At 64.5% G+C, this 26,786-nt stretch carries 27 protein-coding genes; 19 read left to right on the top strand and 8 right to left on the bottom strand.

Annotated features, from left to right (window positions below):
- Positions 1-5: 5 nt before the first annotated feature.
- Together ACWA13_RS14310 and ACWA13_RS14305 are read right to left on the bottom strand one after the other, a co-directional pair.
- On the bottom strand, positions 6-959 hold the full coding sequence (locus ACWA13_RS14310) for a 1,4-dihydroxy-2-naphthoyl-CoA synthase (protein WP_463934843.1): 954 nt from the start codon (positions 957-959) through the stop codon (positions 6-8).
- Positions 960-1,019: 60 nt separating this feature from the next.
- Positions 1,020-1,778 carry a lysostaphin resistance A-like protein gene (locus ACWA13_RS14305; protein ID WP_463934842.1) on the bottom strand — a complete coding sequence of 253 codons (759 nt, stop codon included), beginning with the start codon at positions 1,776-1,778 and terminating at the stop codon, positions 1,020-1,022.
- A 138-nt stretch (positions 1,779-1,916) separates the two neighbouring features.
- Between ACWA13_RS14305 and ACWA13_RS14300 the strand changes: the two genes are divergently transcribed.
- The 8 genes from ACWA13_RS14300 to ACWA13_RS14265 all read left to right on the top strand — a co-directional run bounded on the left by ACWA13_RS14300 (position 1,917) and on the right by ACWA13_RS14265 (position 10,871).
- On the top strand, positions 1,917-2,930 hold the full coding sequence (locus ACWA13_RS14300; protein ID WP_463934841.1) for a metal ABC transporter substrate-binding protein: 1,014 nt from the start codon (positions 1,917-1,919) through the stop codon (positions 2,928-2,930).
- A complete protein-coding gene (locus tag ACWA13_RS14295; protein ID WP_463934840.1) occupies positions 2,927-3,673 on the top strand; it encodes a metal ABC transporter ATP-binding protein in 747 nt (248 codons plus the stop codon). The genes ACWA13_RS14300 and ACWA13_RS14295 overlap by 4 nt, the downstream gene beginning before the upstream one ends.
- Before the next feature lie 3 nt (positions 3,674-3,676).
- Positions 3,677-4,549 (top strand): metal ABC transporter permease, encoded by an 873-nt coding sequence (locus tag ACWA13_RS14290; protein WP_463934839.1) that lies wholly within the window; start codon positions 3,677-3,679, stop codon positions 4,547-4,549.
- Positions 4,550-4,723: 174 nt separating this feature from the next.
- On the top strand, positions 4,724-5,872 hold the full coding sequence (locus tag ACWA13_RS14285) for an NAD(P)H-dependent flavin oxidoreductase (protein WP_463934838.1): 1,149 nt from the start codon (positions 4,724-4,726) through the stop codon (positions 5,870-5,872).
- 112 nt (positions 5,873-5,984) lie between these two features.
- Positions 5,985-6,332, top strand: a complete 348-nt coding sequence (locus tag ACWA13_RS14280) for a molybdopterin oxidoreductase (RefSeq protein WP_463934837.1) — start codon at positions 5,985-5,987, stop codon at positions 6,330-6,332.
- Positions 6,332-8,848, top strand: a complete 2,517-nt coding sequence (gene nirB / locus ACWA13_RS14275) for a nitrite reductase large subunit NirB (RefSeq protein ID WP_463934836.1) — start codon at positions 6,332-6,334, stop codon at positions 8,846-8,848. Before ACWA13_RS14280 ends, nirB begins: the two co-directional genes overlap by 1 nt.
- A gap of 2 nt (positions 8,849-8,850) precedes the next feature.
- Entirely contained in the window at positions 8,851-9,231 is a 381-nt protein-coding gene (locus tag ACWA13_RS14270; protein WP_463937940.1) for a Rieske (2Fe-2S) protein, read from the top strand.
- Positions 9,232-9,407: 176 nt separating this feature from the next.
- Positions 9,408-10,871 (top strand): amino acid permease, encoded by a 1,464-nt coding sequence (locus ACWA13_RS14265; protein ID WP_463934835.1) that lies wholly within the window; start codon positions 9,408-9,410, stop codon positions 10,869-10,871.
- Between the two features lie 107 nt (positions 10,872-10,978).
- On the opposite strand, the gene ACWA13_RS14260 is transcribed toward ACWA13_RS14265, so the two are convergent.
- On the bottom strand, positions 10,979-11,158 hold the full coding sequence (locus ACWA13_RS14260) for a CsbD family protein (RefSeq protein WP_463934834.1): 180 nt from the start codon (positions 11,156-11,158) through the stop codon (positions 10,979-10,981).
- A gap of 152 nt (positions 11,159-11,310) precedes the next feature.
- On the opposite strand from ACWA13_RS14260, the gene ACWA13_RS14255 reads away from it, so the two are divergent.
- From ACWA13_RS14255 to ACWA13_RS14235, 5 genes are all read left to right on the top strand, one after another.
- The gene (locus ACWA13_RS14255; RefSeq protein WP_463934833.1) at positions 11,311-11,769 is read left to right on the top strand and encodes an SRPBCC family protein; all 459 of its coding nucleotides are present in this window, start codon (positions 11,311-11,313) and stop codon (positions 11,767-11,769) included.
- Positions 11,769-12,428: a pentapeptide repeat-containing protein gene (locus tag ACWA13_RS14250; RefSeq protein WP_463934832.1), complete on the top strand. Its 660-nt coding sequence runs from the start codon at positions 11,769-11,771 to the stop codon at positions 12,426-12,428. The genes ACWA13_RS14255 and ACWA13_RS14250 overlap by 1 nt, the downstream gene beginning before the upstream one ends.
- A 131-nt stretch (positions 12,429-12,559) precedes the next feature.
- A complete protein-coding gene (locus ACWA13_RS14245) occupies positions 12,560-13,789 on the top strand; it encodes a thiolase family protein (RefSeq protein ID WP_463934831.1) in 1,230 nt (409 codons plus the stop codon).
- A gap of 2 nt (positions 13,790-13,791) precedes the next feature.
- Positions 13,792-14,607, top strand: coding sequence for an enoyl-CoA hydratase/isomerase family protein (locus tag ACWA13_RS14240; protein ID WP_463934830.1), 816 nt, complete (start codon positions 13,792-13,794; stop codon positions 14,605-14,607).
- The gene (locus ACWA13_RS14235; protein ID WP_463934829.1) at positions 14,604-15,476 is read left to right on the top strand and encodes a 3-hydroxyacyl-CoA dehydrogenase family protein; all 873 of its coding nucleotides are present in this window, start codon (positions 14,604-14,606) and stop codon (positions 15,474-15,476) included. Before ACWA13_RS14240 ends, ACWA13_RS14235 begins: the two co-directional genes overlap by 4 nt.
- Before the next feature lie 30 nt (positions 15,477-15,506).
- On the opposite strand, the gene ACWA13_RS14230 is transcribed toward ACWA13_RS14235, so the two are convergent.
- Complete coding sequence (locus ACWA13_RS14230; protein WP_463934828.1) at positions 15,507-15,740, bottom strand: DUF6480 family protein; 234 nt, start codon at positions 15,738-15,740, stop codon at positions 15,507-15,509.
- Between the two features lie 75 nt (positions 15,741-15,815).
- Here ACWA13_RS14230 and ACWA13_RS14225 point away from each other — a divergent pair, with 75 nt between their 5' ends.
- Positions 15,816-16,421 carry a GNAT family N-acetyltransferase gene (locus ACWA13_RS14225; protein WP_463934827.1) on the top strand — a complete coding sequence of 202 codons (606 nt, stop codon included), beginning with the start codon at positions 15,816-15,818 and terminating at the stop codon, positions 16,419-16,421.
- 16 nt (positions 16,422-16,437) lie between these two features.
- On the opposite strand, the gene ACWA13_RS14220 is transcribed toward ACWA13_RS14225, so the two are convergent.
- The 3 genes from ACWA13_RS14220 to ACWA13_RS14210 all read right to left on the bottom strand — a co-directional run bounded on the left by ACWA13_RS14220 (position 16,438) and on the right by ACWA13_RS14210 (position 19,670).
- A complete protein-coding gene (locus ACWA13_RS14220) occupies positions 16,438-17,061 on the bottom strand; it encodes a DUF305 domain-containing protein (protein WP_463934826.1) in 624 nt (207 codons plus the stop codon).
- A gap of 50 nt (positions 17,062-17,111) precedes the next feature.
- Complete coding sequence (locus tag ACWA13_RS14215; protein WP_463934825.1) at positions 17,112-19,298, bottom strand: heavy metal translocating P-type ATPase; 2,187 nt, start codon at positions 19,296-19,298, stop codon at positions 17,112-17,114.
- 66 nt (positions 19,299-19,364) lie between these two features.
- Positions 19,365-19,670 carry a heavy-metal-associated domain-containing protein gene (locus ACWA13_RS14210; RefSeq protein ID WP_463934824.1) on the bottom strand — a complete coding sequence of 102 codons (306 nt, stop codon included), beginning with the start codon at positions 19,668-19,670 and terminating at the stop codon, positions 19,365-19,367.
- Positions 19,671-19,956: 286 nt separating this feature from the next.
- Between ACWA13_RS14210 and paaZ the strand changes: the two genes are divergently transcribed.
- Complete coding sequence (gene paaZ, locus ACWA13_RS14205) at positions 19,957-22,065, top strand: phenylacetic acid degradation bifunctional protein PaaZ (protein WP_463934823.1); 2,109 nt, start codon at positions 19,957-19,959, stop codon at positions 22,063-22,065.
- Between the two features lie 81 nt (positions 22,066-22,146).
- Here paaZ and ACWA13_RS14200 read toward each other — a convergent pair whose 3' ends face one another.
- Positions 22,147-22,497: an ArsR/SmtB family transcription factor gene (locus tag ACWA13_RS14200; RefSeq protein WP_463934822.1), complete on the bottom strand. Its 351-nt coding sequence runs from the start codon at positions 22,495-22,497 to the stop codon at positions 22,147-22,149.
- 87 nt (positions 22,498-22,584) lie between these two features.
- Here ACWA13_RS14200 and arsB point away from each other — a divergent pair, with 87 nt between their 5' ends.
- The 4 genes from arsB (at position 22,585) to ACWA13_RS14180 (ending at position 26,739) form a co-directional block, all read left to right on the top strand.
- Positions 22,585-23,673 carry an ACR3 family arsenite efflux transporter gene (arsB, locus tag ACWA13_RS14195; RefSeq protein WP_463934821.1) on the top strand — a complete coding sequence of 363 codons (1,089 nt, stop codon included), beginning with the start codon at positions 22,585-22,587 and terminating at the stop codon, positions 23,671-23,673.
- Positions 23,674-23,719: 46 nt separating this feature from the next.
- Entirely contained in the window at positions 23,720-24,154 is a 435-nt protein-coding gene (locus ACWA13_RS14190; protein WP_463934820.1) for an arsenate reductase ArsC, read from the top strand.
- A 42-nt stretch (positions 24,155-24,196) separates the two neighbouring features.
- Positions 24,197-25,189 (top strand): thioredoxin-disulfide reductase, encoded by a 993-nt coding sequence (trxB, locus tag ACWA13_RS14185; RefSeq protein ID WP_463934819.1) that lies wholly within the window; start codon positions 24,197-24,199, stop codon positions 25,187-25,189.
- A gap of 107 nt (positions 25,190-25,296) precedes the next feature.
- Positions 25,297-26,739 (top strand): FAD-dependent oxidoreductase, encoded by a 1,443-nt coding sequence (locus ACWA13_RS14180; protein ID WP_463934818.1) that lies wholly within the window; start codon positions 25,297-25,299, stop codon positions 26,737-26,739.
- Positions 26,740-26,786: the final 47 nt, after the last annotated feature.

Below are 26,786 nucleotides of genomic sequence, written 5' to 3'. Positions count from 1 at the left end.
CTGCCTTAGAAGTAGTAGGGGAAGGTGGACCAGTCCGGGTCGCGTTTTTCCAGGAAGGCCTCTTTGCCCTCCACCGCCTCGTCCGTCATATAGGCCAGCCTGGTGGCCTCGCCGGCGAAAACCTGCTGCCCGGCCAGGCCGTCGTCGGCAAGGTTGAACGCAAACTTGAGCATCCGAATGGCCTGCGGGGACTGCCGTGCGATGTCCGCGGCGTACTCAAGCGCCACTTCCTCGAGCCGTTCGTGGTCCACGGCCTCGTTCACCGCGCCCATCCGGACCATGTCCTCCGCGGAGTATTCGCGGGCCAGGAAGAAGATCTCGCGCGCGGCCTTCTGGCCGATCTGGCGGGCCAGCAGCGCGGAGCCGTAACCGGCGTCGAAACTGCCAACGGTGGCGTCTGTCTGCTTGAACTTGCCGTGCTCGCGGGATGCGATGGTGAGGTCGGAAACCACGTGCAGGGAGTGGCCGCCGCCGGCCGCCCAGCCATTAACGACGGCGATCACCACCTTGGGCATGGTGCGCATCAGCCGTTGCACTTCCAGGATGTGGAGCCGGCCGGCGCGGGTGGGATCGATGGTTTCCTGGGATTCGCCTTGTGCGTACTTGTAGCCGTCCCGCCCGCGGATCCGCTGGTCTCCGCCGGAGCAGAAGGAATGGCCGCCGTCCTTGGCGGAGGGGCCGTTGCCGGTGAGGAGCACCGTGGCGACATCCGGCGTCATCCGGGCATGGTCCATGGCCCGGTAGAGCTCGTCAACGGTACCTGGCCGGAAAGCGTTGCGGACCTCAGGCCGGTTGAAGGCGATCCGGACCGTGGGCAGGTCCCTGACGATGCCGCCGTCGGAATGCCTTTCCACCTGGCGGTGGTAGGTCATGTCCTGAAAGTCCTCGAATCCGGTCACGGTGCGCCACCGGAAGGGCTCGAAGGTGTCGGATACTTTGGCGGGAAGGTGGTTGCTCACCGTCCAAGTCTAGTAATCAGGGCTCCGGATGAAGAACCGGGACTGCGGGGCGGGGCCCTGTTAAGGCTGTACTTGCTGAAGTTGTTCCAGTACCTCGGGGGAGATCGCGTACAGCATCACGGCGGCCAGCAGGTTCTTGGCGGCGTGGACGAAGTAGGAGAACATCACGTTGCGTCCGGTCCACAGGTAGACCAGGACCAGCGTGGCGCCCATGGCCAGGTAGGGCAGGAGCGCGGGGAACGAGAGGTCCTGCTGGCCCACAATGTGCATCGACGCGAACAGCACCACTGAAAGGACACTGCACACCCACACGTTGATCCGACGGCTCAGTTTGCCGATCAGCAGGTGCCGGAAAATGTACTCCTCCACAAACGGGCCCACCACCACCAGCAACGGAATCATCAGCCAGGCAGGGACCTGCTGGACCAGCTCCTGCAGGCCTTCCTGGTTGGCGGAGGTCTGGGCATCGCCGCCGGCTGCCACCACGATTGCCGTCAGGATCATCATGGCGATCACCGCCGTGGGCACCATGATCAGCGTGAACCACGGCCGCGTGGCCAGGACTTTCAGGTCCCTGAGGACCACTTTCCGGGCCGCCAGGAGGGCAGCTGTTCCGACCAGCCCGTAGAAAATGAGGTTGATGGCGTACGTCGCCGCCGCGGGGGTGGGTACCAGCTCGAGGAGCAGGGGGAGGATGAGTGCTCCGGCCACCGCGAAGAACGCTGCCACCGCGATGTACAGGGCCACGGCGGTGTAATCCAGCGCGTTGAACCGGTAGAGCTCCGGCGCAGGGGGTGGCGGGGTTCGGCGGGGAGTCATGGTTTCAGCCTATCGCCCAACCAGCTCGCATTTAACGCACCCAAAATGCCGTTTGACGACGTTAAATGCGAGTCACTTGGTGGGTGAGAGGGGGTGGTGCGTTGCACGCCGGCTTTTGCCTCGCCTAGAATATTCGGTATGCCTAACTTTTTGTTTCGGCAAGCCAAAGAAGGCACCGGGACGTCCGGATCTCCGACCCCGACCTGTCGGGCTGCGCTGCCCGCCCGGCTCAGCGCACTGGGCGCGGTCATCGTCACGCTCGCATTCATCCTCACCGGCTGTGGTGCTGGCGGCCCTGGTGCAGGGCAGGACGACGACCGGAAATCAGTCCTCACCACTTTCACGGTCCTGGCGGACATGGCGCGCAATGTTGCCGGTGACCACCTGGCCGTTGTGTCCATCACCAAGCCCGGCGCTGAAATCCACGGCTACGAACCGACTCCGGGAGACATCAGGAAAGCGGCTCAGGCGGACCTCATCCTGGACAACGGGCTCAACCTGGAAGCCTGGTTTGCCCAATTCGTGGAGGGCGTGGAAGTGCCGCATGCCGTGGTGAGTGACGGCGTCGAAGTAATCAACATTGGCGAGGACTCCTACCAGGGAAAGCCCAACCCGCATGCGTGGATGTCGCCGGCCAACGCCATGATCTATGTGGACAACATGGTGCGGGCCTTCTCGGGGCTGGAACCGGGGCACGCGCCGGACTTCGAGGCCAACGCGAAGGCCTACAAGGCAGAACTGCAGGCTGTGCAGGACGAACTGGTCACCCGGCTTGCCACCGTCCCTCCACAGCAGCGGGCCCTGGTCACCTGCGAAGGCGCCTTCTCCTACCTGGCTCGCGACGCCGGCTTAAACGAGGTCTACATCTGGGCCGTGAACGCTGAACAGCAGGCCACGCCGCAGCAGATTACCCGGGCCATCGAGTACGTGAAGGCTAACCAGGTCCCGGCCGTATTCTGTGAATCCACAGTGTCGGACGCCCCTATGCAGCAGGTGGTAAGAGCCAGCGGAGCGGATTTTGGCGGGGTCCTGTACGTCGACTCGCTGTCCGAGCCGGACGGCCCCGTGCCCACGTACCTGGACCTCATCCGACACGACGTTGACGTCATCACAACCGCGCTCGCCGGCACTCCCACGGCGGCAACATCATGAGCACGCCCGCAATCCAGGTAGAGAATGTCAGCGTTCACTACGGCGAGGTCCTGGCTCTGGACGGCGCCTCTCTGACCCTGGATCCCGCCCGGATTTGCGGCCTCATCGGCATGAACGGATCAGGAAAATCCACACTCTTCAAGGTGATCATGGGGATGGTGAAGCCCGACGCCGGCACGGTCCTTGTGAGCGGTGCCGCACCTTCCAGGGCACGCAAGCAAAGCGGGATCGGCTATGTCCCGCAGAGCGAGGACGTTGACTGGCAGTTCCCGCTGTCCGTTCGCGATGTGGTGATGATGGGCCGTTATGGCCGGCAGGGCTGGACCAGACGCGCCTCCAAAAGTGACAAGGCCGCCGTCGAAGATGCCTTGGAACGGGTGGAATTGGGCGACTACGCAGGGCGGCAGATCGGCCAGTTGTCCGGCGGCCAGAAGAAGCGTGCCTTCGTGGCCCGCGGCATCGCCCAGGGTGCCAGCATTATGTTGCTGGATGAGCCCTTCGCCGGTGTGGACAAACGGTCCGAGGCCACCATGACCCGGCTGCTCCGGGAACTGGCAGACTCCGGCTGCACCATCCTGATTTCCACACACGATCTCCATGCCTTGCCGCAGCTGTGCGACGAGGCTGTATTGCTCAACAAGAAGGTCCTGTTGCACGGCCCGCCGGATCTGGTGCTGCAGCCTGACCACCTGGCCCTGGCGTTTGGCCTGGACGTATTGAACCGCGGGAAGGAACAGGGCTGATCCATGGACCTGCTGGAGATTCTTGCTGAGCCACTTGGTTACGACTTTTTGGTCCGTGCCATCCTCACCACGGTCCTTGCCGCGGTGGTGTGCGCCCTGCTGAGCTGTTGGCTGGTACTGATCGGCTGGTCGCTGATGGGCGATGCCGTATCCCACGCCGTGCTGCCCGGCGTTGTCCTCGCGTATATGGTGGGCGCGCCATTCGCGCTGGGGGCCTTGGTGTTTGCCCTGCTTGCCGTGACCCTGATCGGCGTCGTACGAAACACCAGCCGGGTGAAGGAAGACGCCGCGATCGGCATTGTCTTCACGTCCCTGTTCGCGCTGGGACTGGTGCTGATTTCCGTGACGCCCAGCCAGACGGACCTGAACCACATCATCTTCGGTAACCTGCTGGGCGTGAGCATCCCTGACCTGATCCAGGTGCTGGTGCTTGGTATGGTCGCGTTTACCGTCCTCATCCTGAAGCGCAGGGACCTCACGCTCTTCGCTTTCGACCCCACGCACGCCCACGCGATCGGCCTGTCACCGCAGCGGCTCGGCGCGCTCCTGCTGGGCCTCCTGGCCTTGACCTCCGTAGTGGCGCTGCAGACCGTTGGCGTGGTGCTGGTGGTGGCGATGCTGATTATTCCCGGCTCCACCGCATACCTTCTGACGGACCGTTTCTCGCGGATGCTGGTCATCGCTCCCGTAGTTTCCGCAGTGTGTTCGGTTGCCGGCATTTACCTCAGCTACTACCTGGATACCGCCTCAGGCGCCATGGTGGTGCTGACGCAGGGAGCCGTGTTCGCCGTCGTCTATCTGTTCAGTCCGCGCCAGGGGCTGATCGGTACGCGGTTGGCAAAGGCGCGGCGGAAACGGGCAATCGTCGCCGCTTAAGCCCGGCTCGGTCCCGGTCCGTCAGCTCGCTGGAACGGTGCCTGCTCGCCGGAACGCTCCGGCGAGCCTGCACCTCTCCGGCGAGCCCGGAGGCTCAAACGCTGCTTACGATGAACAGGGCAGGTCTGGAACCGCCGCTGCCGGAGCGAGGAGCAAGCTTGAGGGGTTACGTCAATGACCGATCGCCAGGAATCCGCAGCACAGCGTGCTTCCAGCGGAAGTCAGGCACTGCCCGCCACCGGCCTCCTCGCCGGCCTCGGTGCCCGGATTCCTCTGGTGGCCGCTCCGATGGCCGGCGGTCCCAGTACTCCGGCGCTGGTGCTGGCCGCCGCCGAAGCAGGCGGAGTGGGATTCCTTGCCGGCGGCTACAAAACCCCGGACCAGTTCGCTGAACAGATAGCGCACGTACGCGCAGGTTCCGGGCAGCAGCCACACGAAAGCCCAGGCAAAGACCTGCGCGCTGCGCACGGCGGAACGGATATTTTCGGCGTCAACCTTTTCGTGCCGAACCCGGTTCCCGTGGACAGGGCGGCCTTTCGGGCTTACGCCATAGCGCTCCGTGACGTGGCGTCCCGCTATGGAGTTTCCATCGAGGCCGCCGAGGTCTTCGAGGATGACGATTACTGGGACGCCAAGCTGGACCTGCTAACCAGCGACCCGGTCCCGGCCGTAAGTTTTACCTTCGGGCTTCCTTCGGCGGAAGCCGTTCGCCGCCTCCGGAAGGCCGGATCCCTGGTGGTCCAGACGGTGACGAATGCCAGCGAGGCCCAGCAGGCCGAGGCAATCGGCGTCGACGCGCTGGTGGTCCAGTCGCATACCGCGGGCGGGCATTCGGGCACCTGGACGCCAGGCGTCCCGACCGGGCATATTCCGCTGGCGGAACTACTGGATCAGGTGCGGTCAAGGACCGGACTTCCGCTGTGGGGCGCGGGTGGCGTGTCTACACCGGAAGGTGCGGCGGAGGCCTTTGACCATGGAGCCGAGGCGGTAGCTGTGGGAACCGTACTTCTCAGGAGTCCGGAAAGCGGAGCCTCCACGACGTACAAGGCCGCGCTGGCAGACGAGGGCCGGAGTGAAACCGTTGTGACGGCGTCGTTCTCCGGGCGCCCCGCCCGCGCCTTGCGGAACGGATTCGTAGACCGTTTCCACGAGCTGGCCCCCGCCGGCTATCCGGCCATCCATCACCTGACCAGTCCCCTCCGCAAAGCCGCAGCCGCGGCCGGAGATGCGGAGGGAATCAACATCTGGGCGGGCACGGGCTTCCGGGACGCGGTTGCGGACCCTGCGGCGGACATCCTGCGCCGCCTGGCCGGCGTCCACTGACTGAAAATTGGTGAGATTTGCGTTAAAGGATCGTTACCGGGGGACCGGCGGGCGGAAACATAGGCGGCGCATCATGGGGCCATAGAGTTCCGCCGGCCGAAAGGATCTGTCCGTGATTACCAAGAACCTTTTCCTGCAGGGCATTTTCCCTTTCCAGGGTGCGGGCATGGAAAAACCCGTACCCCTCCACAGCGAACTGATGCGCTTTGTGCCGGATGGCGCCGTCAACCAGACGCTCTACTTTCGCGGCGGCAACACCAGCAACGAGCTGGTGACTGTTGTGCTGATGCGGGACGGCCAGCCCATGCGCTACTTTCCGATCGGAGCCAAGAGCGATGTCCACGTGCCCCTGCGGGTGGTGGAGGACATTGAAGGCGGCTCGGTGATTGAGTTGTTCCTCGCTGCGCCTGAAGGTACCTCCGGCTCTGTGGTGATCGACCTCGGGATGGTGGAACACTGATGGCTGCCGTCCTCAGCAGGCCGCAACCGTCCCGGAAGCAGCGGGACACCAGGAGGAAACTCGTCGTGATCGGGAACGGAATGGCGGGCGCCCGGGCGGTGGAGGAAATTCTGGCCCGCGGCGGAGCGGAGCAGTTCGCCATCACCATCTTCGGCGACGAGCCGTACGGAAACTACAACCGGATCATGCTCAGCCACGTCCTTTCCGGCGAGGAAAGCGACGCTGACATCTTCCTCAATGCCCTGAGCTGGTACCAGGACAACGGAATCGACCTGCACGCCGGCGTCACGGTGGACAGAATAGACAAGTTCACCAGGCACGTTTTTTCCAGCGACGGCCGGGTGACCCCTTATGACGTCCTCATCATCGCCACCGGCAGCCGCTCCCACCTGCCACCCATGGACGGCCTGAATATGCTCAGCGGCGCCCTCAAGCCCGGAATTTTCGGCTTCCGGACCATCGACGACACCCGCAAAATGGTGGCCCACGCCCAGCATGAGCACCACCGGAAGGCTGTGGTGATCGGCGGAGGCCTGCTGGGCCTGGAAGCAGCTTACGGACTCCGTAGCCACGGCATTGAGGTGGAGGTGGTCCATTCCGGCAGTCATCTTATGAGCGCGCAAATGGGGCCCGACGGCGGTGCGGTGCTTCGCCGGAGCATGGAGGCGCTGGGGATCGGCGTACATACGGGCAGCCGCACTACGGCTGTGCTGGGAACCGAGCAGGTCGCCGGCGTCAGCGTGCGGGGCAAACCGGACATTGATTGCGACATGGTGGTAATGGCGGCCGGCATCCGCCCGAATGTGGACCTGGCCGTGGTTAGCGGCCTGCCGGTGGAACGGGCCATTGTGGTGGACGACCAGTTGCGCGTCCAGGACGAGGACGCCATCTACGCTGTGGGCGAGTGCGTCCAGCACCGAGGCGAGGTCTACGGCCTGGTGGCCCCGCTGTGGGAACAGGCCGTGGTGCTGGCCAAGCACGTGACCGGGACGGACACCAGCGCCGCTTACCTGGGCTCACGAACGGCCACCAAACTGAAAGTGGCCGGCGTCGAAGTTGCCTCGATGGGTCTGCACGGACCGGAACGGGATACCGATGAACACATTGTTTTTTCCGAGCCCAGCCGGGGTGTCTTCAAGTCGATCGTGGTCCGTGACAACAAGATGGTGGGCGCCACCCTGCTGGGCGACAGCCGTAAGGTGGCTTTCCTGACCCAGGCCTACGACCGCGGACTGCCGCTACCTGCGGAACGGATCAACCTGCTGTTCGATCTCGGCACCCCAGGAACCGATGTAAGCGTGGCTGAGTTGTCCGACGATGCGCAGGTCTGCAACTGCAACGGGGTCAGCAAGGGCGATCTGGTAGGCGCCGTGAAGGGCGGCTGCAAATCGCTGGCCAGCGCCATGGATGCCACCCGGGCCGGGAAAGGATGCGGGTCCTGCAAGCTCCTGGTGGGTCAGGTTGTTGAGTGGGCGGCGGACGGAGCGGTGGAAGAGGACTCAACTGCCGGCTACTACGTGCCCGGCATCCCGCTGGAAAAGCGCGAACTCATGGCGGAGATCCGGAAGCGGGGGCTCCGCTCCGTTTCGGCGGTGTTCCAGGCGCTGGCCCCAGGCAGCACCGAGGACGCGAAGTCCAAGATGGGCCTGGCTTCCTTGCTGAAGATGATGCTGGCCGATCAGTACATCGATGAACGCGACGCCCGGTTCATCAATGACCGGGTCCACGCCAACATCCAGCGCGACGGGACGTTTTCCGTGGTGCCCCAAATGAAGGGCGGAGTGACATCCGTGCAGCAACTGCGGCGTATCGCGGATGTCGCCGAGAAGCACAAAGTGCCGCTGATCAAGCTGACCGGGGGGCAGCGCATCGACCTGCTGGGCATCCGCAAGGAGGACTTGCCGCAGGTCTGGGCGGACCTGGACATGCCTTCCGGATACGCCTACGGCAAGAGCTTCCGCACGGTGAAAACCTGCGTCGGAAAGGACTTCTGCCGTTACGGAACGGGGGACTCCACCCGGCTGGGTGTGGAGATCGAGTCCCGTTTCCAAGGCATCGAAGCGCCGGCCAAACTTAAGCTGGCGGTATCCGGCTGCCCGCGCAACTGTGCTGAATCGCTGGTCAAGGACGTTGGGGTGGTGGCGGTGGAGGGCGGCCGGTGGGAAATCTATGTCGGGGGAGCTGCCGGGGCGCACATCCGCAAGGGAGATTTGCTGGCCACGGTGGATGATCCTGAGGAGGTCAAGGTGCTGACCGGCCGGTTCATGCAGTACTACCGTGAGCAGGCCAACTGGCTGGAACGGACCTACGCTTTTGTGCCGCGGGTGGGGATCGAGCACCTTCGTGCGGTGATCGTGGAAGATTCGGAGGGGATGGCGGCACGGCTGGACGCGGCCATGCAGGCATCGGTGGACAACTACGTGGACCCCTGGAGCGAACGCAACGATCCGCTGACGCCGGGCCAGTTCCGCACCTCCCTGCCGCTGACTGTTCTGCCGCAGGTGCCGGTGCAATGAACATGCCATCACAGGGTCAGGGCATTCCGGACGATCAAAGAGTCAAGCCCGACGGCGGATCGGGAACCGCTGCGGTCCACGTCCTGGGGCCCGTGGAGCAGATCCCCGTGGGTGAGGGCCGCGCCTTCGCCGTTGAGGGCGAGCAGGTGGCTGTGTTCCGCCTCCGGGACGGCTCACTGCGGGCGTTGTCCGCGGTTTGTCCGCACCGGGGCGGCCCTCTTGCAGACGGCACCATAGACCAGGACGTGGTGATCTGCCCGCTGCACCAGCACGCTTTTGAACTGGCAACCGGCTGCTCCACCACCGGGGAAGGCGAGCTGCGGCGCTACTGGGTAGGCGTGGACGGCGAGCAGAATCTGGTACTTCAGACGGGGATGGTGTAGCGAACGTCACGTGGCACCCTGGCGCGTCTTGTAGGATGGTCAAGCCGCGCGAAGCTTCGGTTGCACGCGTTATTCCGCAACAAACGGTTGCCCTCTGGGCAGAACGCCGAATTTTGTGTCCGGAATCACTCGTCTTCCGGACATGCGCGCACTCCCAACCCCCACAAGGAATTGTTGTGCCACAAAGTACCCCCACAGAACTCCAGTCCAGCACGGCACCATCCACCGCCGTCGTAGATCCCACCCTCAGCGCCGAGGGCTACAAGAAGTCCCTGAGCGGCCGCCAGGTCACCATGATCGCCATGGGCGGCGCCATTGGCGTTGGCCTCTTTATGGGTGCCGGTGGCCGTCTGGCCTCCACTGGCCCGGCGCTCATCTTTTCCTACGCCATTGCCGGCGTCATCGCCTACCTGCTGATGCGGGCACTGGGCGAACTGATCATGTACCGCCAGACCTCGGGCTCGTTCGTCAGCTACGCAGGTGAAATGTTCGGCAAGAAGGGCGCGTACCTGTCCGGCTGGATGTATTTCATCAACTGGGCCATGACCGGCATCGCCGAGCTCATCGCGATCGGACTCTATTTCCAGTTCTTCTTCCCCAACGTGCCTGTTGAACTCTCCGCCATTGCAGCACTGCTGCTGCTGGTGGGCGTCAACCTCCTGAGCGTCAAGGCCTTTGGCGAATTCGAATTCTGGGCCTCCTGCCTCAAGGTAGGTGCCATTGTGATCTTCCTGGTGGTAGGCACCTTCATGGTGGTTACCAATGCCCAGGTGGGCGACGGCCACGCAGCAGTAAGCAACCTCTTCGCAGCCGAAGGCGGAATGTTCCCCAAGGGCGCCCTGGTGATGATCCTGGTCCTGAACGCCGTGATCTTCGCCTACAACGGAATTGAACTCGTCGGCATCACCGCCGGCGAGATGCAGGATCCGGCCAAGGAAGTGCCCAAGGCCATCCGCGCCGTCGTCTTCCGCATTGTGGTGTTTTACGTCGGCTCCGTGACCTTGTTGGCCATGCTGCTGCCCTCGGACCAGTATGTGGCCGGCACCTCGCCGTTCGTCACTGTGTTCGGCCAGATGGGCCTCGGCTGGATGGGCGATGTCATGAACATGATCGTCATCACCGCCGCATTGTCCTCCTGCAATTCGGGCCTGTACTCAATCGGCCGGATCTTCCGGACCATGGCCAATAACGGCCATGCTCCGACCTGGCTGACCCGGATGTCCAAGAACCACGTTCCCTACGCGGCTATCCTGGCCATCGGCGCGGTCTACCTCGTGGGCATCCTGCTCAACATCCTGCTGGGCGGTTCACACGCGTTCGACCTCGCGCTCAACTCCGCATCCATCGGCGTGATCTTCACCTGGGGTGCCATCTTCGCCAGCCAGATTGCGCTGCGCAAGAAGAAGGGCAAGGTCTCGTCCCTGCCCGCCCCGGGCGGAACATGGAGCAGCTGGGCCGGCCTAATTGCCCTGCTTGCCATCACTGTTCTGATTGGCTTTGACACCATGACCAGCAAGTCCGGCGAGGTCTTCCACCTGGGCCTCTGGACCCTGGCGACCATCCCATTCTTTGCGCTGCTGCTGTGGCTGGGCTGGCAGAAGGTCAAGACCAACGAGCCGCAGAACGCGCTCTTCAGCTAGTTCATTCACTCCAGGTGCCGATCGTCGCCTGACCTCCGCCTGGAAACAATAATGACGCCGGCGGCCACCTTCGTGCAGATGGTGGCCGCCGGCGTCGTTTTATGGCATTAGTCGTTGTGCTTGAACTGGTCCTTGACGTCCTCGCCAACCTTTTTGGCATCTGCCTTCAGCTGGTCGGTCTGGCCTTCGCGTTCCAGGCGCTCGTTGTCCGTGACCTTGCCGGCGGCTTCCTTAGCCTTGCCTCCCGCATGCTCCGCGGCGTTTCCGATCTTGTCTCCGATACCCATGGCGGATGCCACCTTTCGTCTACCGATTGATCAAGCACTTACATTTTTCACCCTAACACGAAGCATGCTTAGCACTTTTTGCGGCAACAAAGCTCTGCCGTAGGACGGCCGGAGCCGTAGTGATTGTCGCAGCCCCCGGCTAGGCTCGAGCCATGGATCACAGCACCAGCCTCACCCAGCACATCCAGGTTCCCCCGGAAACGGTGTGGTCGGTGATCACGGATATTTCGGGGTCTGTGGAGACACTTTCGGGCGTCAAGTCGGTACAAATGCTCAGTGACGGTCCCTATGGCGAGGGCACGCGCTGGAAGGAAACCCGCACCATGATGGGCCGCTCCGAGACCGTCGAAATGTGGGTGACACACGTCGATCCGCCGCGCAGTACTACCGTCAAGGCTGTCCAGGGCGGGGCGGACTACACCACCCGATTCAGCCTTAGTGAGCGCAAGGGCGGCACAGATCTGACACTGACGTTCGGGGCCGAAATTACCAATCCCAGCACTTTCAACCGCATCACCATGGCCTTGTTCGGCAAGCTGGGCATGGCCATGAGCCGGAAGGCCCTAGCCAAGGACCTGGCGGAAATCGCAGCCAAAGCGGAGTCCCTCTAGTGGCCGGTTCTGCGAAAGTCACCGCACCTCGTCTTTCGGCGCTTTCGCTTGAAGGCCTCACCGAGGACCCGGACCCGGACTTCCAGCGTGGCGAAAGGTACGACGGCGGGAGGTACGGCCGTGCGGCCGCTGATGGTCTGGAGCTGAACGGCACAGTCTTTGCCGAGTGTGAATTCCGGGGCGCCTCCTTCAATGAAACGCAGCTGCGCAGTGCGGCGTTCAGTGATTGCCTGCTCGCGGAACTCTACGCGCCGGTGTTCAAGGCGGCACGGACCAGCTGGCGGGACGTACAACTCACCAATCCGCGGCTTGGCTCCGCCGAGGTATATGACAGCACGTGGCAGTCGGTCCGGATCGACGGTGGCAAGGTGGACTTCCTGAATCTTCACGGTGCCAAGCTGAACGACGTCCTGATCAGCGACTGCATCATCAATGAACTGGACCTCGGCTCTGCCACTGCGGCCCGGGTAGCCTTCAAGAACTGCACCATCGGCACGCTGGACCTCAACGGCGCCAAACTTAGGGATTTCGACCTGCGCAGCACGGATTTCCGCACCATCAGCGGGCTGGGCAACTTGTCCGGCGTGGTGGTGGACGATTATCAGCTGAGCCTGCTGGCGCCGCTGCTGGCCAGTCATCTGGGGCTGGTTGTCGCGTAATCCCTGCCGCCTTGTTGACCGGGCGGGTGGGGAGTGTAATCTTTAGTGAACGAACGGTCGGTAATGTCCCGGGTTTCCTTCGGAACCGGCCGGACCATTAACACTGCCGTTACTCGCGAAGGATGTTACTCATGGCCTCAGCCGCTGCAGGACCACAGGCTTTCCTGGTGGGCGGGGTACGTACCCCGGTGGGCCGCTACGGTGGAGCCCTTTCCGCCGTCCGGCCGGACGACCTGGCTGCGTTGGTGGTCCGGGAAGCCGTGCTACGGGCAGGCCTGGATCCGGATGCCATCGATGAAGTAATCCTGGGCAATGCCAACGGGGCCGGCGAAGAGAACCGCAACGTCGCCCGGATGGCCACCATCCTGGCCGGGCTTCCGCTCCATATACCCGGCATCACGGTAAACCGGCTGTGCGCTTCCGGACTGAGTGCTATCATCCAGGCGAGCCAGATGATCAAGTCCGGCGCCGCCGACGTTGTTATTGCCGGCGGGGTGGAATCCATGAGCCGGGCGCCGTGGGTACAGGAAAAGCCAGCTACCGCGTTCGCCAAGCCGGGCGCCATTTTTGACACCTCGATCGGCTGGCGCTTCACCAATCCGCGGTTCCAGACGGGCGGGCTCTCCCGTGACGGCAAGATGACGTACTCCATGCCGGAAACCGCTGAGGAAGTTGCCCGGGTAGATGGCATCAGTCGCGAGGAGGCCGATGCCTTCGCCGTCCGTTCCCATGAGAAGTCACTGGCCGCGATTGCCGCCGGGCGTTTTGCCGCCGAGATCGTCCCCGTGACTGTTAAGGGCCGGAACTCGGACACAGTGGTCGACACGGACGAAGGCCCGCGCTCCGGTACCACTATGGACATCCTGGCTGGACTCCGGCCGGTGGTGGCCGGCGGCTCGGTAGTAACCGCCGGCAACTCCTCCACCCTCAATGACGGCGCGTCCGCGATCATCGTCGCGTCGGAAGCAGCCATCGGCAAGCTGGGCCTCACACCACGGGCCAGGATCATAGATGGTGCCTCAGCCGGCTGTGAGCCGGAAATCATGGGCATCGGACCGGTTCCGGCAACGCAAAAGGTGTTTGCCCGGACCGGAATTACTGCTGGGGAGCTGGGCGCCGTCGAACTCAACGAGGCATTTGCCACTCAGTCACTGGCCACCATGCAGCGCCTGGGCCTTGACCCGGACATCGTCAACAATGACGGCGGGGCCATCAGCCTGGGGCACCCGCTGGGTTCCAGCGGTTCCCGGCTAACCATCACCCTCCTGGGCAGGATGGAACGCGAGGACGCCAGGCTGGGGCTGGCCACCATGTGCATTGGCGTGGGCCAGGGAACTGCGATGCTGCTGGAGAGGGTCTGACCATGTTGGGGGAACAGACCTTCAGCACGCTCCTGGTGGAGGATCGCGCTGACCGGGTGGTAGTGCTCCTCAACCGGCCCGAGGTCCGTAACGCCATTGACCAAACCATGGTGGACGAGTTACATGCTGTCTGCGCCGAACTGGAACGGCGCCCCAAAGTCCTGATCATGGCCGGGGCCGGCGGGGTTTTCGCTTCCGGTGCGGATATTGCCCAGCTGCGCGGCCGTCGCCGGGACGATGCCCTGCAGGGGATCAACTCCGGCCTGTTCGTCCGGATCGCCAAGCTGCCCATGCCCGTGATCGCGGCGCTGGATGGCTACTGCCTGGGCGGTGGCGCCGAATTGGCGTACGCCGCGGACTTCCGGATCGGCACGCCATCGGTGCGGATCGGCAACCCGGAGACCGGCCTTGGAATCCTGGCCGCCGCCGGCGCAAGTTGGCGGCTGCGCGAGCTGGTGGGGGAGCCGCTGGCCAAGGAGATCCTGCTGGCCGGACTGGTGCTGCGCGCCGAGCAAGCACTCGCCGCGAACCTGATCACCGAAATCCACGAGGCGCCGGGTTTGATGGACGCCGCCCACAACCTGGCGGACCGAATCGGCCGGCAGGACCCGCTGGCTGTCCGGATTACCAAATCCGTCTTTCATGCACCGGCCGAAGCCCACCCGCTGATAGACCAGCTGGCACAGGGGATCCTGTTTGAGTCGCAGGCCAAGTTTGATCGGATGCAGGACTTTTTGAAGAAGAGAACACCTGCCGCCGAGCCGGCGGAGTCAACCGAGACTGGCAAGCCCGCCGGGTCCACCGAGGAGGACGCATGAGCAACGCTGAAACCGGAGCCATCCTGCCGGCGGTGGTCGGCGTCCTGGGCGGCGGGCGGATGGGTGCCGGCATTGCGCACGCCTTCCTGCTCAAGGGCTGCAATGTCCTGGTGGTGGAACGTGACCCGGAAGCTGCGGAGGCCGCCCGCGGAAGGGTGGAGTCCGCCGTCGCCAAGAGCATTGAACGAGGGGTGACCACCCGCAGCGCCGCCGAATTTTCCGGCAGGCTGACCGTCTCCGCCGACTACGACGACTTTGCCGGCCGCCAGTTGGTGATCGAGGCCGTCCCGGAGGACTGGGACCTCAAGGTGGCGTCACTGCGCAGCATCGAAAGCCGGCTCGGTGTGGACGCGCTCCTCGCCACCAACACGTCCTCGCTTTCCGTGGACGGCCTGGCCGCCGAGCTGGAACGCCCGGAGAACTTCCTGGGCCTGCACTTCTTCAACCCGGTGCCCGCCTCCACCCTGATCGAGGTGGTGGTGGGAAAGCGGACGACGCCGGAACTCGCCGCTGCCGCGAAGGGCTGGGTTGAGGCGCTCGGCAAGACCCCCGTCGTCGTCAATGATGCGCCGGGCTTCGCGTCTTCGCGGCTGGGCGTGGCGATCGCGCTGGAGGCCATGCGCATGGTGGAGGAAGGGGTGGCAACGGCTGCGGACATCGACGCCGCCATGGTGCTTGGCTACAAGCACCCCACAGGCCCGTTACGGACCACGGACATTGTGGGGTTGGACGTACGCCTGGGCATTGCCGAGTACCTGCACTCCACGCTGGGGGAGAGGTTTGCGCCTCCGCAGATCCTCCGGGACAAGGTGGCGCGCGGCGAGCTGGGCCGCAAGAGCGGGAAGGGCTTCTTCGACTGGCCCAGCTAACGCCTGCCTTGGGGAACGAGCCCCGGGGAACTAGTCGAAGAAGCCCACAATGTAGCCGACGAAGTACAGGAGCGACAGCACCACCACGATTCCAATGATGGCGATCCATAGGAACTGGGTGCTCTTGCGCGTGCCGTGCTCATCGTGGCCCTGCGGGCCGCTGGTGGAGGCTTCGCCGGGCGGTGTTTCCCCTGGGGGTACTCCGCCTCCCGGCTCCAGGCCTGTCACCTTGTCATCTTCCGGATCCGGGTTGGTGCCTGACACATCCGCTCCTCTGCTAGCCGCATTGGTCCTCTTCACAGCGTAACGGGATGAGCTGGCTGGGCCTAGGCTGGTCTGGTGACTTTCCTTGAGCCCTTGACCCTGACCGGCAAAAACGTAATTCTTGAGCCGCTCCACCCGGACCACCATGACGGCCTGGTGGAGGCCGCCAAGGACGGCGAGCTGTGGAAGCTCTGGTACACCTCGGTTCCCGCTCCCGAGGGCATGGCGGCGGCGATTAGTAAACGGCTGGACATGCAGGCGGCGGGCAGTATGCTGCCGTTCACCACCCGGTTGATCGACCCCGCCACGGGCGGCCCGGGCCGGATCATCGGGATGACCACGTACTGCAATATTGACGCCGCGACGCCCCGGGTGGAGATCGGCTACACCTGGAACGCCGCCTCTGCCCATGGCACCGGCACCAACCCTGAATCCAAGCTCTTGCTCTTGCGCCACGCGTTTGAGGTGCTGCACTGCCCGGCGGTGGAATTCCGCACCCACTGGCTCAATCACCAGTCGCGGGAAGCCATTGCCAGGCTCGGCGCAAAGCAGGATGGTGTGCTGCGCAGCCATCAGCGGAGCATCAGCGGTGAACTCCGGGACACGGTGGTGTTCTCCATCCTCCAGCACGAGTGGCCTGCGGTCAGGAACGGGCTGGAGCACCGGCTGAGCAAACGGTGATCCAGCCTAGGGTGCCTCAGAGTGTGCCGAGGAGCTCCTTCATTTCCTTGATCTCGGCCTCCTGTGCGGTCATGATCTCCTTGCTGAGCTGAACCGCACGGGGGTCCTTGCCTTCTTCGGACTCGGTCCGGGCCATGGTGAGGGCACCTTCGTGGTGGACGATCATCTGCTCCAGGAAGAGCCGTGCCGCCTCAGGCCCCTGGGCCTCCTCGAGTTCCTTCATGGCAGCGTCGTCCATCATCCCGGCCATAGAGTGTCCGTCATGGCCCGCTGCCATGTCTACCGGCTCATCCCATTCCTTAAGCCAGCCGGTCATGGTCTGGATTTCCGGGTCCTGTGCCTCCTTGATCCTCGTGGCCAGGGCAGTGACCGGAGCCGGGATGCCCTGTTTTGCCAGGATCATGCCGGACATCTCCACAGCCTGGGCGTGATGGGGGATCATCATCTGCGCGAACGCCACGTCCGCGGCATTATGCTCAGCCGCCGAGCCGGCGGCGGCGCTGGAACCGGTGCTGTGATGCATGCCCGGCATGGGATCGGCGCCGGGCGTGCCGGACGTCCCGGTTGTTCCGGCGCAGCCGGCCATGGCTAAGGAAGCAGCAATCGCAGCCGTTGAGAAGGCCAGGAGTTTCTTGTTCATGAGTTCAGGTCCTTTGGAAGTCAGCAGAATCAGTGCGGTGGGTTGCGGGTTTAACGGACCGCGGAGGGGTTGAGTTTCATCCGCCGGAGGAGTTGTGCGTTGAGGGCCACTACGATCGTGGACACGGACATCAGTACGGCACCCGCAGCCGGTGAAAGCACCACGCCGGCGAAAGCCAGGACGCCTGCTGCCAGGGGAACTGCCAGCACGTTGTAGCCGGTCGCCCAGACCAGGTTCTGCCACATCTTGGTGTAGCTGGCCCGCGAGAGATCCACCATGGACAGTACTGCGCGGGGATCGTTCCCGGCCAGGACCACGCCGGCGGATTCCATGGCGACATCGGTGCCGGCGCCGATGGCGATCCCCACTTCTGCCCTGGCCAGGGCAGGGGAATCGTTGACGCCGTCGCCCACCATGGCCACCTTCATTCCACGTGCCTGGAGCTCGGCCACCTTCTTGTCTTTGTCTGCGGGGAGCACCTCGGCAAAGACCTCATCGATTTTCAGGTCCTCTGCCACGGCCTCCGCCACCTGCCGGGCATCACCGGTAACCATGGCCACCTTCACCCCACGGTCCTGAAGGGCCGCCACCGCCTGGCGGGACTCGGGACGGACGCTGTCCTCAAGGCTGACTGCGCCCAGCACCTGCTTTCCATCGATGACGTAGAGTACGGCGGCACCCCTGCCCATCCATTGCCGGATGGGAGCAGCGAGCCCGTCAGGTTCAACAGCGTCCAGTTCACGCATGAGTGCAGGTCCGCCCACGTGCACGGTCCTGCCGTCCACGGAGGCGCGGACGCCGCGTCCGGTCAGGGAGCTGAAGCCTGTCGCCCGCGGAATAGCCACTTGGCGCTCCCGGGCGGCACGGACAATGGCCCGGGCCACCGGGTGCTCACTGTCGGATTCGACGGCGGCAGCCAGGGCAAGCAGGGCGCCCGGCTCGGTGCCGGGTGCCGTGGCAACGTCTTTCAGCTCCGGTTCGCCCACGGTGAGGGTGCCGGTTTTGTCGAACAGGACGACGTCGACGGTACGCATCCGCTCCAACGCCATCCGGTTCTTGATCAGGACGCCGGCTCGCGCCGCCTGCTCGGTTGAAATGGCGATTACTAGTGGAATGGCCAGGCCCAGGGCGTGTGGGCAGGCGATGACCAAGACAGTGACGGTGCGGGTAACGGCGTCGGGGACGCTGCCCAGCAGGGTCCACACAATGAAGGTGATGGCACCGGCACCTGTGGCGAAGTAGAAGAGGAACGCAGCGGCCCGGTCCGCCAGCGCCTGTGCCTTCGAAGATGAGGCCTGGGCTTCGGCCACGAGCCGCTGGATTCCTGCCAACGCGGTGTCATTTCCGACGGCGGTGATGCGCACCCGGACGCTGTTGTCCGTCGCGACGGTGCCGGCCACCACAGCGTCCCCGGGTGAGCGGGGCACAGTCTTGGACTCCCCGGTGATCATGGATTCGTCAAACTCTGCTTCGCCGTCGACAATTTCTCCATCAGCAGGCATCCTAGCCCCGGATCGGACCAATACTGTGTCGCCTTCGTGCAGCTCGGAGACCGGGACGGTCTCGGTGCCGGAATCGGTGATGCGTTCCGCCTCGTCCGGCAGCAGGGCCGCGAGGGCGTCCAGGGCGCCCTGCGCGGAGCCGAGTGCGCGCATTTCAATCCAGTGGCCCAGGAGCATGATGGCCACCAGCAGCGCGAGCTCCCACCAGAAGTCGAGGTCGAACCCGCCGAGGCCCAGGCTGGTGACCCAGGAGGCAGCGAACGCCACGGTGACGGCCATGGCGATCAGCAGCATCATTCCCGGCCTGCGGCTTTTCAGTTCCTGCCATCCGCCCTTGAGGAATGGCTGGCCTCCGTATAAGAAGATCACTGTCCCCAGCACCGGCGGTATCCAGGCCGAACCGGGGAACACCGGTGCCATATAGCCCAGGAGGTGGCCTATCATCGGGCTGAAGTACACCACCGGAACCGAGAGGGCCAGGGTCAGCCAGAAGCGGTTCTTGAACATGGCAGTGCTGTGGCCGGCGTGCTGCCCGTGGGTGTGCACGGCATGCTCGTCCTGCGGACCGTGGCTGCCGTGGTCCGCTTGAGTCCTGTGGCCCGTGTGCTGATCATGCTGGCCGTGGTGGCCCTCATTCGCCGTATGCTCGTCGAACTGCTCGGCTGCAGGCGCGGGGCCATGGTGCTCAGCCGGCTGTTCGACCGGGTGGCCGGCGTGCTTGGTGTGATGTTGCATTGTTTCCTCCTCATGAGGACACCCGGCCTGGGCGGGTGGAACCCGCCCGGGCTGGAAGGTTAAGGGTCAGTGGCCGGTGACTGCGTAGCCGGCCGAAGCGATGGCCTCGCGGACAGCTGCGGGATCGACGTTTCCGGTGACAACCAGGCGTGAGCGGCCACCGGGGACCAGGCCTACGGAAGCGGCGTCTACGCCATCAAGCGTAGTGACGGCATTCTCGACCGTCCGGGCGCAATGACCGCAGGTCAGACCTTCAACGTCAAAGCCGGTACCGGCGGATGTTCGATCGGGGGAAGTTCCGGAGCTTGTCGAGCAACAGCCCGCGGTGGAGGCGGCCAAAGGAAGTTCGGTCCGGTTCTCAGTTCCACACATGTCAGTTTCCATTTCTTGACGAAGAAGCGATGGGCGCTGGGGTTGAACGGCTGTGATGGCGGCGCTTTGCGCGGCCGGGACATGCCACTCACTGACAACACTGGAAACAATACCCCCGGGGGGTATGCAAGTCAAGAGGTGGAAGGGTGAGCCTTCCCCCCGCGCGGCCCGGGGTCTTGGCTCCCCGGGGGCTTCCATGTAGGGTTGGGATATATTACCGAACGGACGGTCAGTAATGCGGAGGTACGCAGCTGGCCCGTTGACCGCCTGGAAGGACCTGTCAAAGATGACTACCACTGCCACGATGCCGGAAACAGCCGACAGCACCATCGAGACCGTCCCCAGCTTCGTCCAGGATGGCTGGTGGACGCCTGCGGCTGATGCGGCGGATGGCGTTCCCGTCCGGGACGCCAGCACTGGCCGGCTTCTTGCGAAGGTGAGCAGCGAAGGGCTGGACCTCTCCGCCGTCGTACATTACGGCCGCACGGTGGGACAGGCAGGGCTGGGCGGTTTCACTTTCCACCAGCGCGCCCTGATGCTGAAGGAGCTGGCGCAGTACCTCAACGCCCGCCGGGAGCATTTCTACGAGCTCTCGGCACAGACAGGTGCCACCAGGATCGACTCGATGATCGATATCGACGGCGGCATCGGAGTGCTTTTCACCTTCGGGTCCAAGGGCCGGCGTGAGCTGCCCAACGCGCAGGTGGTGGTGGATGGACCCATGGAGGTGCTGGCCAAGGACGGATCGTTTGCCGGCGAGCATATTTATACCCGCATTCCGGGCGTCGCCGTCCAGATCAACGCCTTCAACTTCCCGGTCTGGGGCATGCTTGAAAAACTGGCACCGGCGTTCCTCGCGGGTGTGCCCACCATCGTGAAGCCGGCCACGCCAACAGGCTACGTTGCCGCCGCGGTGGTTAAGGCGATCATCGAATCCAACATCCTGCCGGAGGGCTCGCTGCAGCTGGTGTCCGGCTCGGTCCGCGGTCTGCTGGATGTGCTTGACTACCGCGACCTGGTGGCCTTCACCGGTTCTGCGTCCACCGCGCGCTCGCTGAAGTCACACCCGAATGTGGTGCAGGGCGGCGTGCGCTTCACGTCCGAGACCGACTCGCTCAATGCCGCCATCCTCGGCCCGGATGCGGTTCCAGGCACCCCGGAGTTCGACGCCTTCATCAAGTCGGTGGTTACCGAAATGACCGTCAAGGCCGGCCAGAAGTGCACGTCCATCCGACGCGCCATCGTGCCCCGGGAGTTGGTGTCCGACGTCGTTGCCGCCGTCGGACGGCGCGTTGAGGAGCGCGTGGTGGTGGGCGATCCCCGGGCTGAGGGTGTGACCATGGGCGCCCTGGCGTCGCTGGAGCAGCTCGCAGATGTGCGTGCCGCCGTCCAGGCCATGCTCGACGCCGGTGGTGAGCTCGCGTACGGAACTCTGGATTCGCCGTCGGTCAGGTCTGCGGACGGAACCCAGGCGGTCGTGGAGGACGGCGCCTTCATGGCCCCGGTCCTCCTGAGCTGGGCCGATTCCGATGCCGAAAGCGTCCACTCGCTGGAGGCGTTCGGCCCGGTGTCTTCAGTGGTGGGGTATGCAGATCTTAGCGACGCCGTCCGCCTCGCCGCCCGGGGAGGTGGCTCGCTGGTGGCTACTGTCTGCACCAATGATCCGTCTGTAGCCCGTGAACTGGTCACCGGAATTGCCGCGCACCACGGACGTGTCCTGATGCTCAACCGTGAGGATGCCCGTTCCTCCACCGGCCACGGTTCGCCGGTTCCGCACCTGGTCCATGGTGGCCCTGGCCGCGCCGGTGGCGGTGAGGAACTCGGTGGCATCCGTTCGGTGCTGCACCACATGCAGCGCACGGCTATCCAGGGCTCGCCGAACATGCTGACGGCCGTTACGGGCATCTGGCACACCGGCGCTGACCGGAACTTCACTGTTGAAACCGAGCAGGTCCACCCATTCCGGAAGGACCTGTCCCAGCTGCACATTGGCGACGCCGTGCGGTCAGACCTGCGGCAGGTGACGCTGGAGGACATCTCGGCGTTCGCCAACACCACCGGCGATACCTTCTATGCCCACACCGATAATGCCGCGGCCGAGGCCAACCCGTTCTTCCCGGGCATCGTGGCCCACGGGTACCTGCTGCTCAGCTGGGCGGCCGGATTATTCGTTGATCCTGCGCCGGGCCCCGTCCTGGCGAACTACGGCCTGGAAAACCTGCGTTTCGTCACGCCAGTGGCCGCCGGAGACTCGATCGGGGTCACGCTTACGGCCAAGAAGATCACGCCGCGCGAAACTGACGAGTATGGCGAGGTGGCCTGGGATGCCGTGCTCACCAATCAGGACGACGAGATCGTGGCGACCTACGACGTGCTCACCTTGGTGGCCAAGTAACCCCTGCGCCGCCTGCCCAACTAAGTAGCAGTAGTTGCCCATTACAGGGCTGTAAAGGGCAACTACTGCTACTTAGTTGGGTCAGAGGCCGGTCAACAGCTCCGCCGTGCGCTCAAGGGCGCCGGGTACCACTGAGTAGTAGGCCCAGGTGCCGCGCTTCTCGCGGTGGAGCAGGCCGGCGTCGACCAGGATCTTCAGGTGGTGCGACACCGTGGGCTGACCAAGGTCCAGCGGCTCGGTGAGGTCACAAACACAGGACTCCCCGGACTCGCCTGCCCTGACCATGGAGAGCAGGCGCAACCTGTTCGGATCCGCCAGCGCCTTGAAAACCAGCGCCCTCTGCCTGGCTTCGTCGGCGTCCAGGGTAGGCGCTGAGGCAGGCGCACAGCAGGCTTCATCCGTTGCCGGTTCCAGAATTTGCAGGGAGTTCATGTAGTCCATTATGCACCTACATTGACATTCATCAATATATTTGAGGATACTTGCATCGACCAGCATCAATCTTCCGCCAGGAGCCCCGTGAGTATCCAGACATCCCCGCCGCCAGCACGCACAGGAGAGGCGGCCGTCGTTGGGAAGCTCTCCACTCTGGACCGGTTCCTTCCCGTCTGGATCATCGCCGCCATGATCGGCGGCATCCTGCTGGGCCGCTTTGTCCCCGGGCTGAACACGACCCTGGATGCCGTGAAGGTGGGCGAAGTATCACTGCCCATCGCCATTGGCCTCCTGGTGATGATGTACCCGGTGCTGGCCAAGGTCCGCTACGACCAGACGCGACGGGTGGTGGCGGACCGGAAGCTTATGGTCACCTCCCTGGTGATCAACTGGCTGGCAGCACCGGCGCTGATGTTCGCCCTTGCCTGGATCTTCCTGCCGGACCTTCCGGAGTACCGCACCGGCCTGATCATCGTGGGCCTGGCCCGTTGTATCGCCATGGTGATGATCTGGAATGACCTCGCCTGCGGGGACCGCGAAGCCGCGGCCGTGCTGGTCTTCATCAACTCCGTCTTCCAGGTAATCGCCTTTGGCGCCCTGGGCTGGTTCTACCTGCAACTCCTGCCTACCTTGCTGGGATTGCCCACCACCAGCGCTGATTTCTCGTTCTGGGCCATCACCCTCTCCGTCCTGGTCTTCCTGGGCATCCCGCTGGTGGCCGGCTTCCTCACCAGGACCCTGGGGGAAAAGGCCAAAGGCCGCGACTGGTACGAGGACCGCTTCCTGCCCAGGCTCGGCCCGTGGGCGCTGTACGGGCTGCTGTTTACCATCGTGCTGCTGTTCGCGCTGCAGGGCGGCACCATTACGTCCAGGCCGCTGGACGTCGCCCGGATCGCGCTGCCCCTGCTGGTCTATTTTGTGGTGGTGTTCGGCGCCGGCATGGTGATCGGCAAATGGCTTGACCTTGGCTATGCCAAAACCACTACCCTCGCCTTCACTGCCGCGGGCAATAATTTCGAACTTGCCATCGCTGTGGCGATCGGCACCTTCGGTGTGACATCCGGCCAGGCGCTTGCCGGCGTCGTCGGCCCCTTGATTGAAGTCCCGGCGCTTGTTGCACTGGTGTATGCGGCATTGTGGGCGCGGAAGCGCTACTTCCCGTCCGCACCGTAAGACCCCACCCTCCCTAAACCCGGCCCCGTCCCAGGAGAACCCCCAAATGAGCACCGAAACCGCTAAAAAGCCGTCCGTCCTGTTCGTCTGCGTTCACAACGCCGGCCGCTCACAAATGGCCGCAGCCTTCCTCACCACCCTGGCCGGAAACTCCATTGAGGTCCGCTCAGCCGGTTCGCAGCCCGCCCACAAGGTGAACCCTGCCGCGGTCGAGGCTATGGCCGAGCTGGGCATCGACATGTCCGCCGAGGTCCCCAAGGTCCTCACCACAGAAGCAGTCAAGGAATCGGATGTCGTGATCACCATGGGTTGCGGCGACGAATGCCCCTACTTCCCCGGCAAGCGCTACGAGGACTGGGTCCTGGAGGACCCCGCGGGCCAAGGCGTTGACGCCGTGCGGCCCATCCGCGACGACATCAAGGGCCGCATCGAAGCCCTCATCGCGGGGCTGCTGCCCGCCGCGCACAAGGACGCGCAGTAGCCACCCCACCCCGCCAGCAGCCAGAACATAAGGAGCCCCGCCATGAGCACCGATAACGCCACAACGGAACAGCTGATCATCATCGGGTCCGGTCCCGCAGGCTACACCGCAGCCATTTACGCCGCCCGCGCAGGCCTGGAACCCCTGGTTCTGGCCGGCTCTGTCACAGCAGGCGGCGCCCTGATGAACACCACCGAGGTGGAGAACTTCCCGGGCTTCCCTGCCGGCATCCAGGGCCCGGAGCTCATGGACAACCTCCAGGGGCAGGCGGAGCGTTTTGGCGCCAAAGTAGTGTTCGACGACGTCACGTCAGTGGACCTCAAAGGGCACCTCAAGACCGTGGTCACCGGAGCCGGAACTATCCACAGCGCGCCTGCGGTCATCCTCGCCACCGGCTCGGCTTACAAGGAACTGGGCCTGCCTGAGGAAAAGCAGTTCAGCGGTCATGGCGTCTCCTGGTGCGCCACCTGCGACGGCTTCTTCTTCCGTGACCAGGACATCATCGTGGTGGGCGGTGGCGACTCCGCAATGGAGGAAGCCACCTTCCTGACCCGATTTGGCAAGACCGTGACCATTGTGGTCCGAAAAGGTGAACTACGTGCTTCCCGGATCATGGCCCAGCGGGCCAAGGACAACCCCAAGATCAAGTTCGCCTGGCATTCGGCGGTGTCCAGGATCCACGGCAACGGCAAGGTTACCGGCGTCACGCTAACGGACACACGCACCGGCGAAACCCGCGAGCAGGCTGCCACCGGCATCTTCGTCGCAATCGGCCACGTGCCGCGTACCGAACTGGTGGCCGGCCAGGTGGAGTTGGACGCCGAGGGCTACATCAAGGTCGATTCACCCACCACGGTGACCAACCTGACGGGCGTGTTTGCGTGCGGCGATGCCGTGGATCACCGCTACCGCCAGGCCATCACCGCTGCCGGGACTGGTTGCGCCGCGGCCCTCGATGCCGAACGCTACCTGGCTGCCCTGGAGGACGCGGACAGCATCGCCACGGCGCTGGTGGAGGAACCGTCCCACAGCTGACCCTGCCCGCCCCCAACTAGGTCGCAGTTGTTGCCCTTTACAGCCCCGTAAACGGCACCTACTGCTACGTAGTTGGGGGAACGCCCACCGATACTGAGGAACCCCCCATGGATGCCAAGAAGACCCTCCCCGTTGTTGTGATCGGTGCCGGCCCGGTTGGCCTGGCTGCCGCAGCCCACCTGCTCGAGCGCGGACTGGAGCCGCTTATCCTCGAAGCCGGGCCGTCAGCTGGCGCGGCGATCGAGCAGTGGCGGCACATCCGCCTCTTCTCACCATGGCGGTTTAACCTCGACGCCGCGGCAGTTCGGCTCCTGGAAGAGGTCTCGATAGGCTCGACCACCGGGGCAGGCTCGGTCTCGACAGGCTCGACCACCGACGGCGGCTCGGCGGCCGGGTCCTGGGAGCCGCCGCGGCCAACCGCACTGCCCTACGGCGGAGAACTGATCGATCAGTATCTGGCACCGCTGGCCGCGCTACCAGCTATCAGCAGCCGCCTGCACACCAACGCCCGGGTCACAGCCGTCACGCGCCAGGGCATGGACAAGACCCACAAGCGCAACCGTGATGCCACACCCTTCACCGTTCGGGTCCAGCACACCGACGGCACGGTCCGGGACATCACCGCTGCGGCAGTCGTGGACGCTTCGGGCACCTGGTCCAGGCGCAATCCGCTGGGCACTTCAGGGCTGCCGGCCGTGGGGGAGGCGGAATCTGAAAGCAGGATCTCCTCGCCGCTGCCGGACGTCCTGGGCAGGGACCGGGAAGTCTTCGCCGGGCACCGGGTACTCGTGGTAGGCGCGGGCCACTCGGCAGCCAACACCCTGATCAACCTGGCTGACCTGGCCAAGGCGGAGCCGGATACCAAAATTATGTGGGCTGTGCGGGGCGCCTCGGCCGAGAAAGTCTACGGCGGAGGCGACGCGGACGGCCTGCCCTCGCGCGGCCAGCTCGGCTCGCGCGTCCGCCGGCTGGTGGAGGCCGGGACCATCCAGCTGCACACCCGCTTCGGCATCGGCTCCCTGAAGACACTGGATACCCAGGTGGCAGTCGAGGCACTGGACGGTCGCACGCTGAGCGCCGACGTCGTGGTTCCCTGCACCGGATTCCGGCCTGATCTGGGAATCCTCAGCGAACTCCGGCTGGAACTGGACCCCGCCGTCGAAGCGCCACAGGCGCTGGGGCCGTTGATCGACCCCGAATTCCACTCCTGCGGTACCGTTGCCCCGCATGGTGCCAAGGTTCTGGCCCATCCGGACAAGGACTTTTACATCGTGGGCATGAAATCCTATGGCCGCGCACCCACTTTCCTGCTGGCCACAGGCTACGAGCAGGTCCGGTCCATCGCGGCAGCGCTCGCGGGAGACCGGGACGCCGCCGATGCTGTGCAGCTCCAGCTCCCGGAAACCGGGGTCTGCTCGTCCGACGGCGGCACCTCCTGTGACGTTCCGGCGGCGGCCGCGGAACAGCAGGGCTCGTGCTGCTCCAGCCCGGAACCCGTCCTCATTGGCTTCCCCACAGGGTTGTCCCACGGCCGCTCCGGAACCAGCTGACCGCCGGCACCTGCCCAACCTCCCGCCGTCTACAACCGATCACGGCC

The organism is Pseudarthrobacter sp. TRD_SC_9, from assembly GCF_055361265.1.
The sequence above is the reverse complement of the archived record's forward strand: the minus strand, read 5'-3'. Positions and strand labels throughout refer to the sequence as shown.

Bases quoted from the DNA above. Each gene is read 5' to 3' on its own strand.
- ACWA13_RS14235 (WP_463934829.1), top strand. From the start codon at position 14,604: ATGAGCAACGCTGAAACCGGAGCCATCCTGCCGGCGGTGGTCGGCGTC.
- ACWA13_RS14240 (WP_463934830.1), top strand. From the start codon at position 13,792: ATGTTGGGGGAACAGACCTTCAGCACGCTCCTGGTGGAGGATCGCGCT.
- ACWA13_RS14255 (WP_463934833.1), top strand. From the start codon at position 11,311: ATGGATCACAGCACCAGCCTCACCCAGCACATCCAGGTTCCCCCGGAA.
- ACWA13_RS14200 (WP_463934822.1), bottom strand. From the start codon at position 22,497: ATGAACTCCCTGCAAATTCTGGAACCGGCAACGGATGAAGCCTGCTGT.
- ACWA13_RS14220 (WP_463934826.1), bottom strand. From the start codon at position 17,061: ATGAACAAGAAACTCCTGGCCTTCTCAACGGCTGCGATTGCTGCTTCC.
- ACWA13_RS14260 (WP_463934834.1), bottom strand. From the start codon at position 11,158: ATGGGTATCGGAGACAAGATCGGAAACGCCGCGGAGCATGCGGGAGGC.
- ACWA13_RS14295 (WP_463934840.1), top strand. From the start codon at position 2,927: ATGAGCACGCCCGCAATCCAGGTAGAGAATGTCAGCGTTCACTACGGC.
- ACWA13_RS14305 (WP_463934842.1), bottom strand. From the start codon at position 1,778: ATGACTCCCCGCCGAACCCCGCCACCCCCTGCGCCGGAGCTCTACCGG.
- ACWA13_RS14285 (WP_463934838.1), top strand. From the start codon at position 4,724: ATGACCGATCGCCAGGAATCCGCAGCACAGCGTGCTTCCAGCGGAAGT.
- ACWA13_RS14190 (WP_463934820.1), top strand. From the start codon at position 23,720: ATGAGCACCGAAACCGCTAAAAAGCCGTCCGTCCTGTTCGTCTGCGTT.
- trxB (WP_463934819.1), top strand. From the start codon at position 24,197: ATGAGCACCGATAACGCCACAACGGAACAGCTGATCATCATCGGGTCC.
- paaZ (WP_463934823.1), top strand. From the start codon at position 19,957: ATGACTACCACTGCCACGATGCCGGAAACAGCCGACAGCACCATCGAG.
- ACWA13_RS14180 (WP_463934818.1), top strand. From the start codon at position 25,297: ATGGATGCCAAGAAGACCCTCCCCGTTGTTGTGATCGGTGCCGGCCCG.
- ACWA13_RS14245 (WP_463934831.1), top strand. From the start codon at position 12,560: ATGGCCTCAGCCGCTGCAGGACCACAGGCTTTCCTGGTGGGCGGGGTA.
- nirB (WP_463934836.1), top strand. From the start codon at position 6,332: ATGGCTGCCGTCCTCAGCAGGCCGCAACCGTCCCGGAAGCAGCGGGAC.
- ACWA13_RS14300 (WP_463934841.1), top strand. From the start codon at position 1,917: ATGCCTAACTTTTTGTTTCGGCAAGCCAAAGAAGGCACCGGGACGTCC.
- ACWA13_RS14215 (WP_463934825.1), bottom strand. From the start codon at position 19,298: ATGCAACATCACACCAAGCACGCCGGCCACCCGGTCGAACAGCCGGCT.
- ACWA13_RS14210 (WP_463934824.1), bottom strand. From the start codon at position 19,670: ATGTGTGGAACTGAGAACCGGACCGAACTTCCTTTGGCCGCCTCCACC.
- ACWA13_RS14270 (WP_463937940.1), top strand. From the start codon at position 8,851: ATGCCATCACAGGGTCAGGGCATTCCGGACGATCAAAGAGTCAAGCCC.
- ACWA13_RS14290 (WP_463934839.1), top strand. From the start codon at position 3,677: ATGGACCTGCTGGAGATTCTTGCTGAGCCACTTGGTTACGACTTTTTG.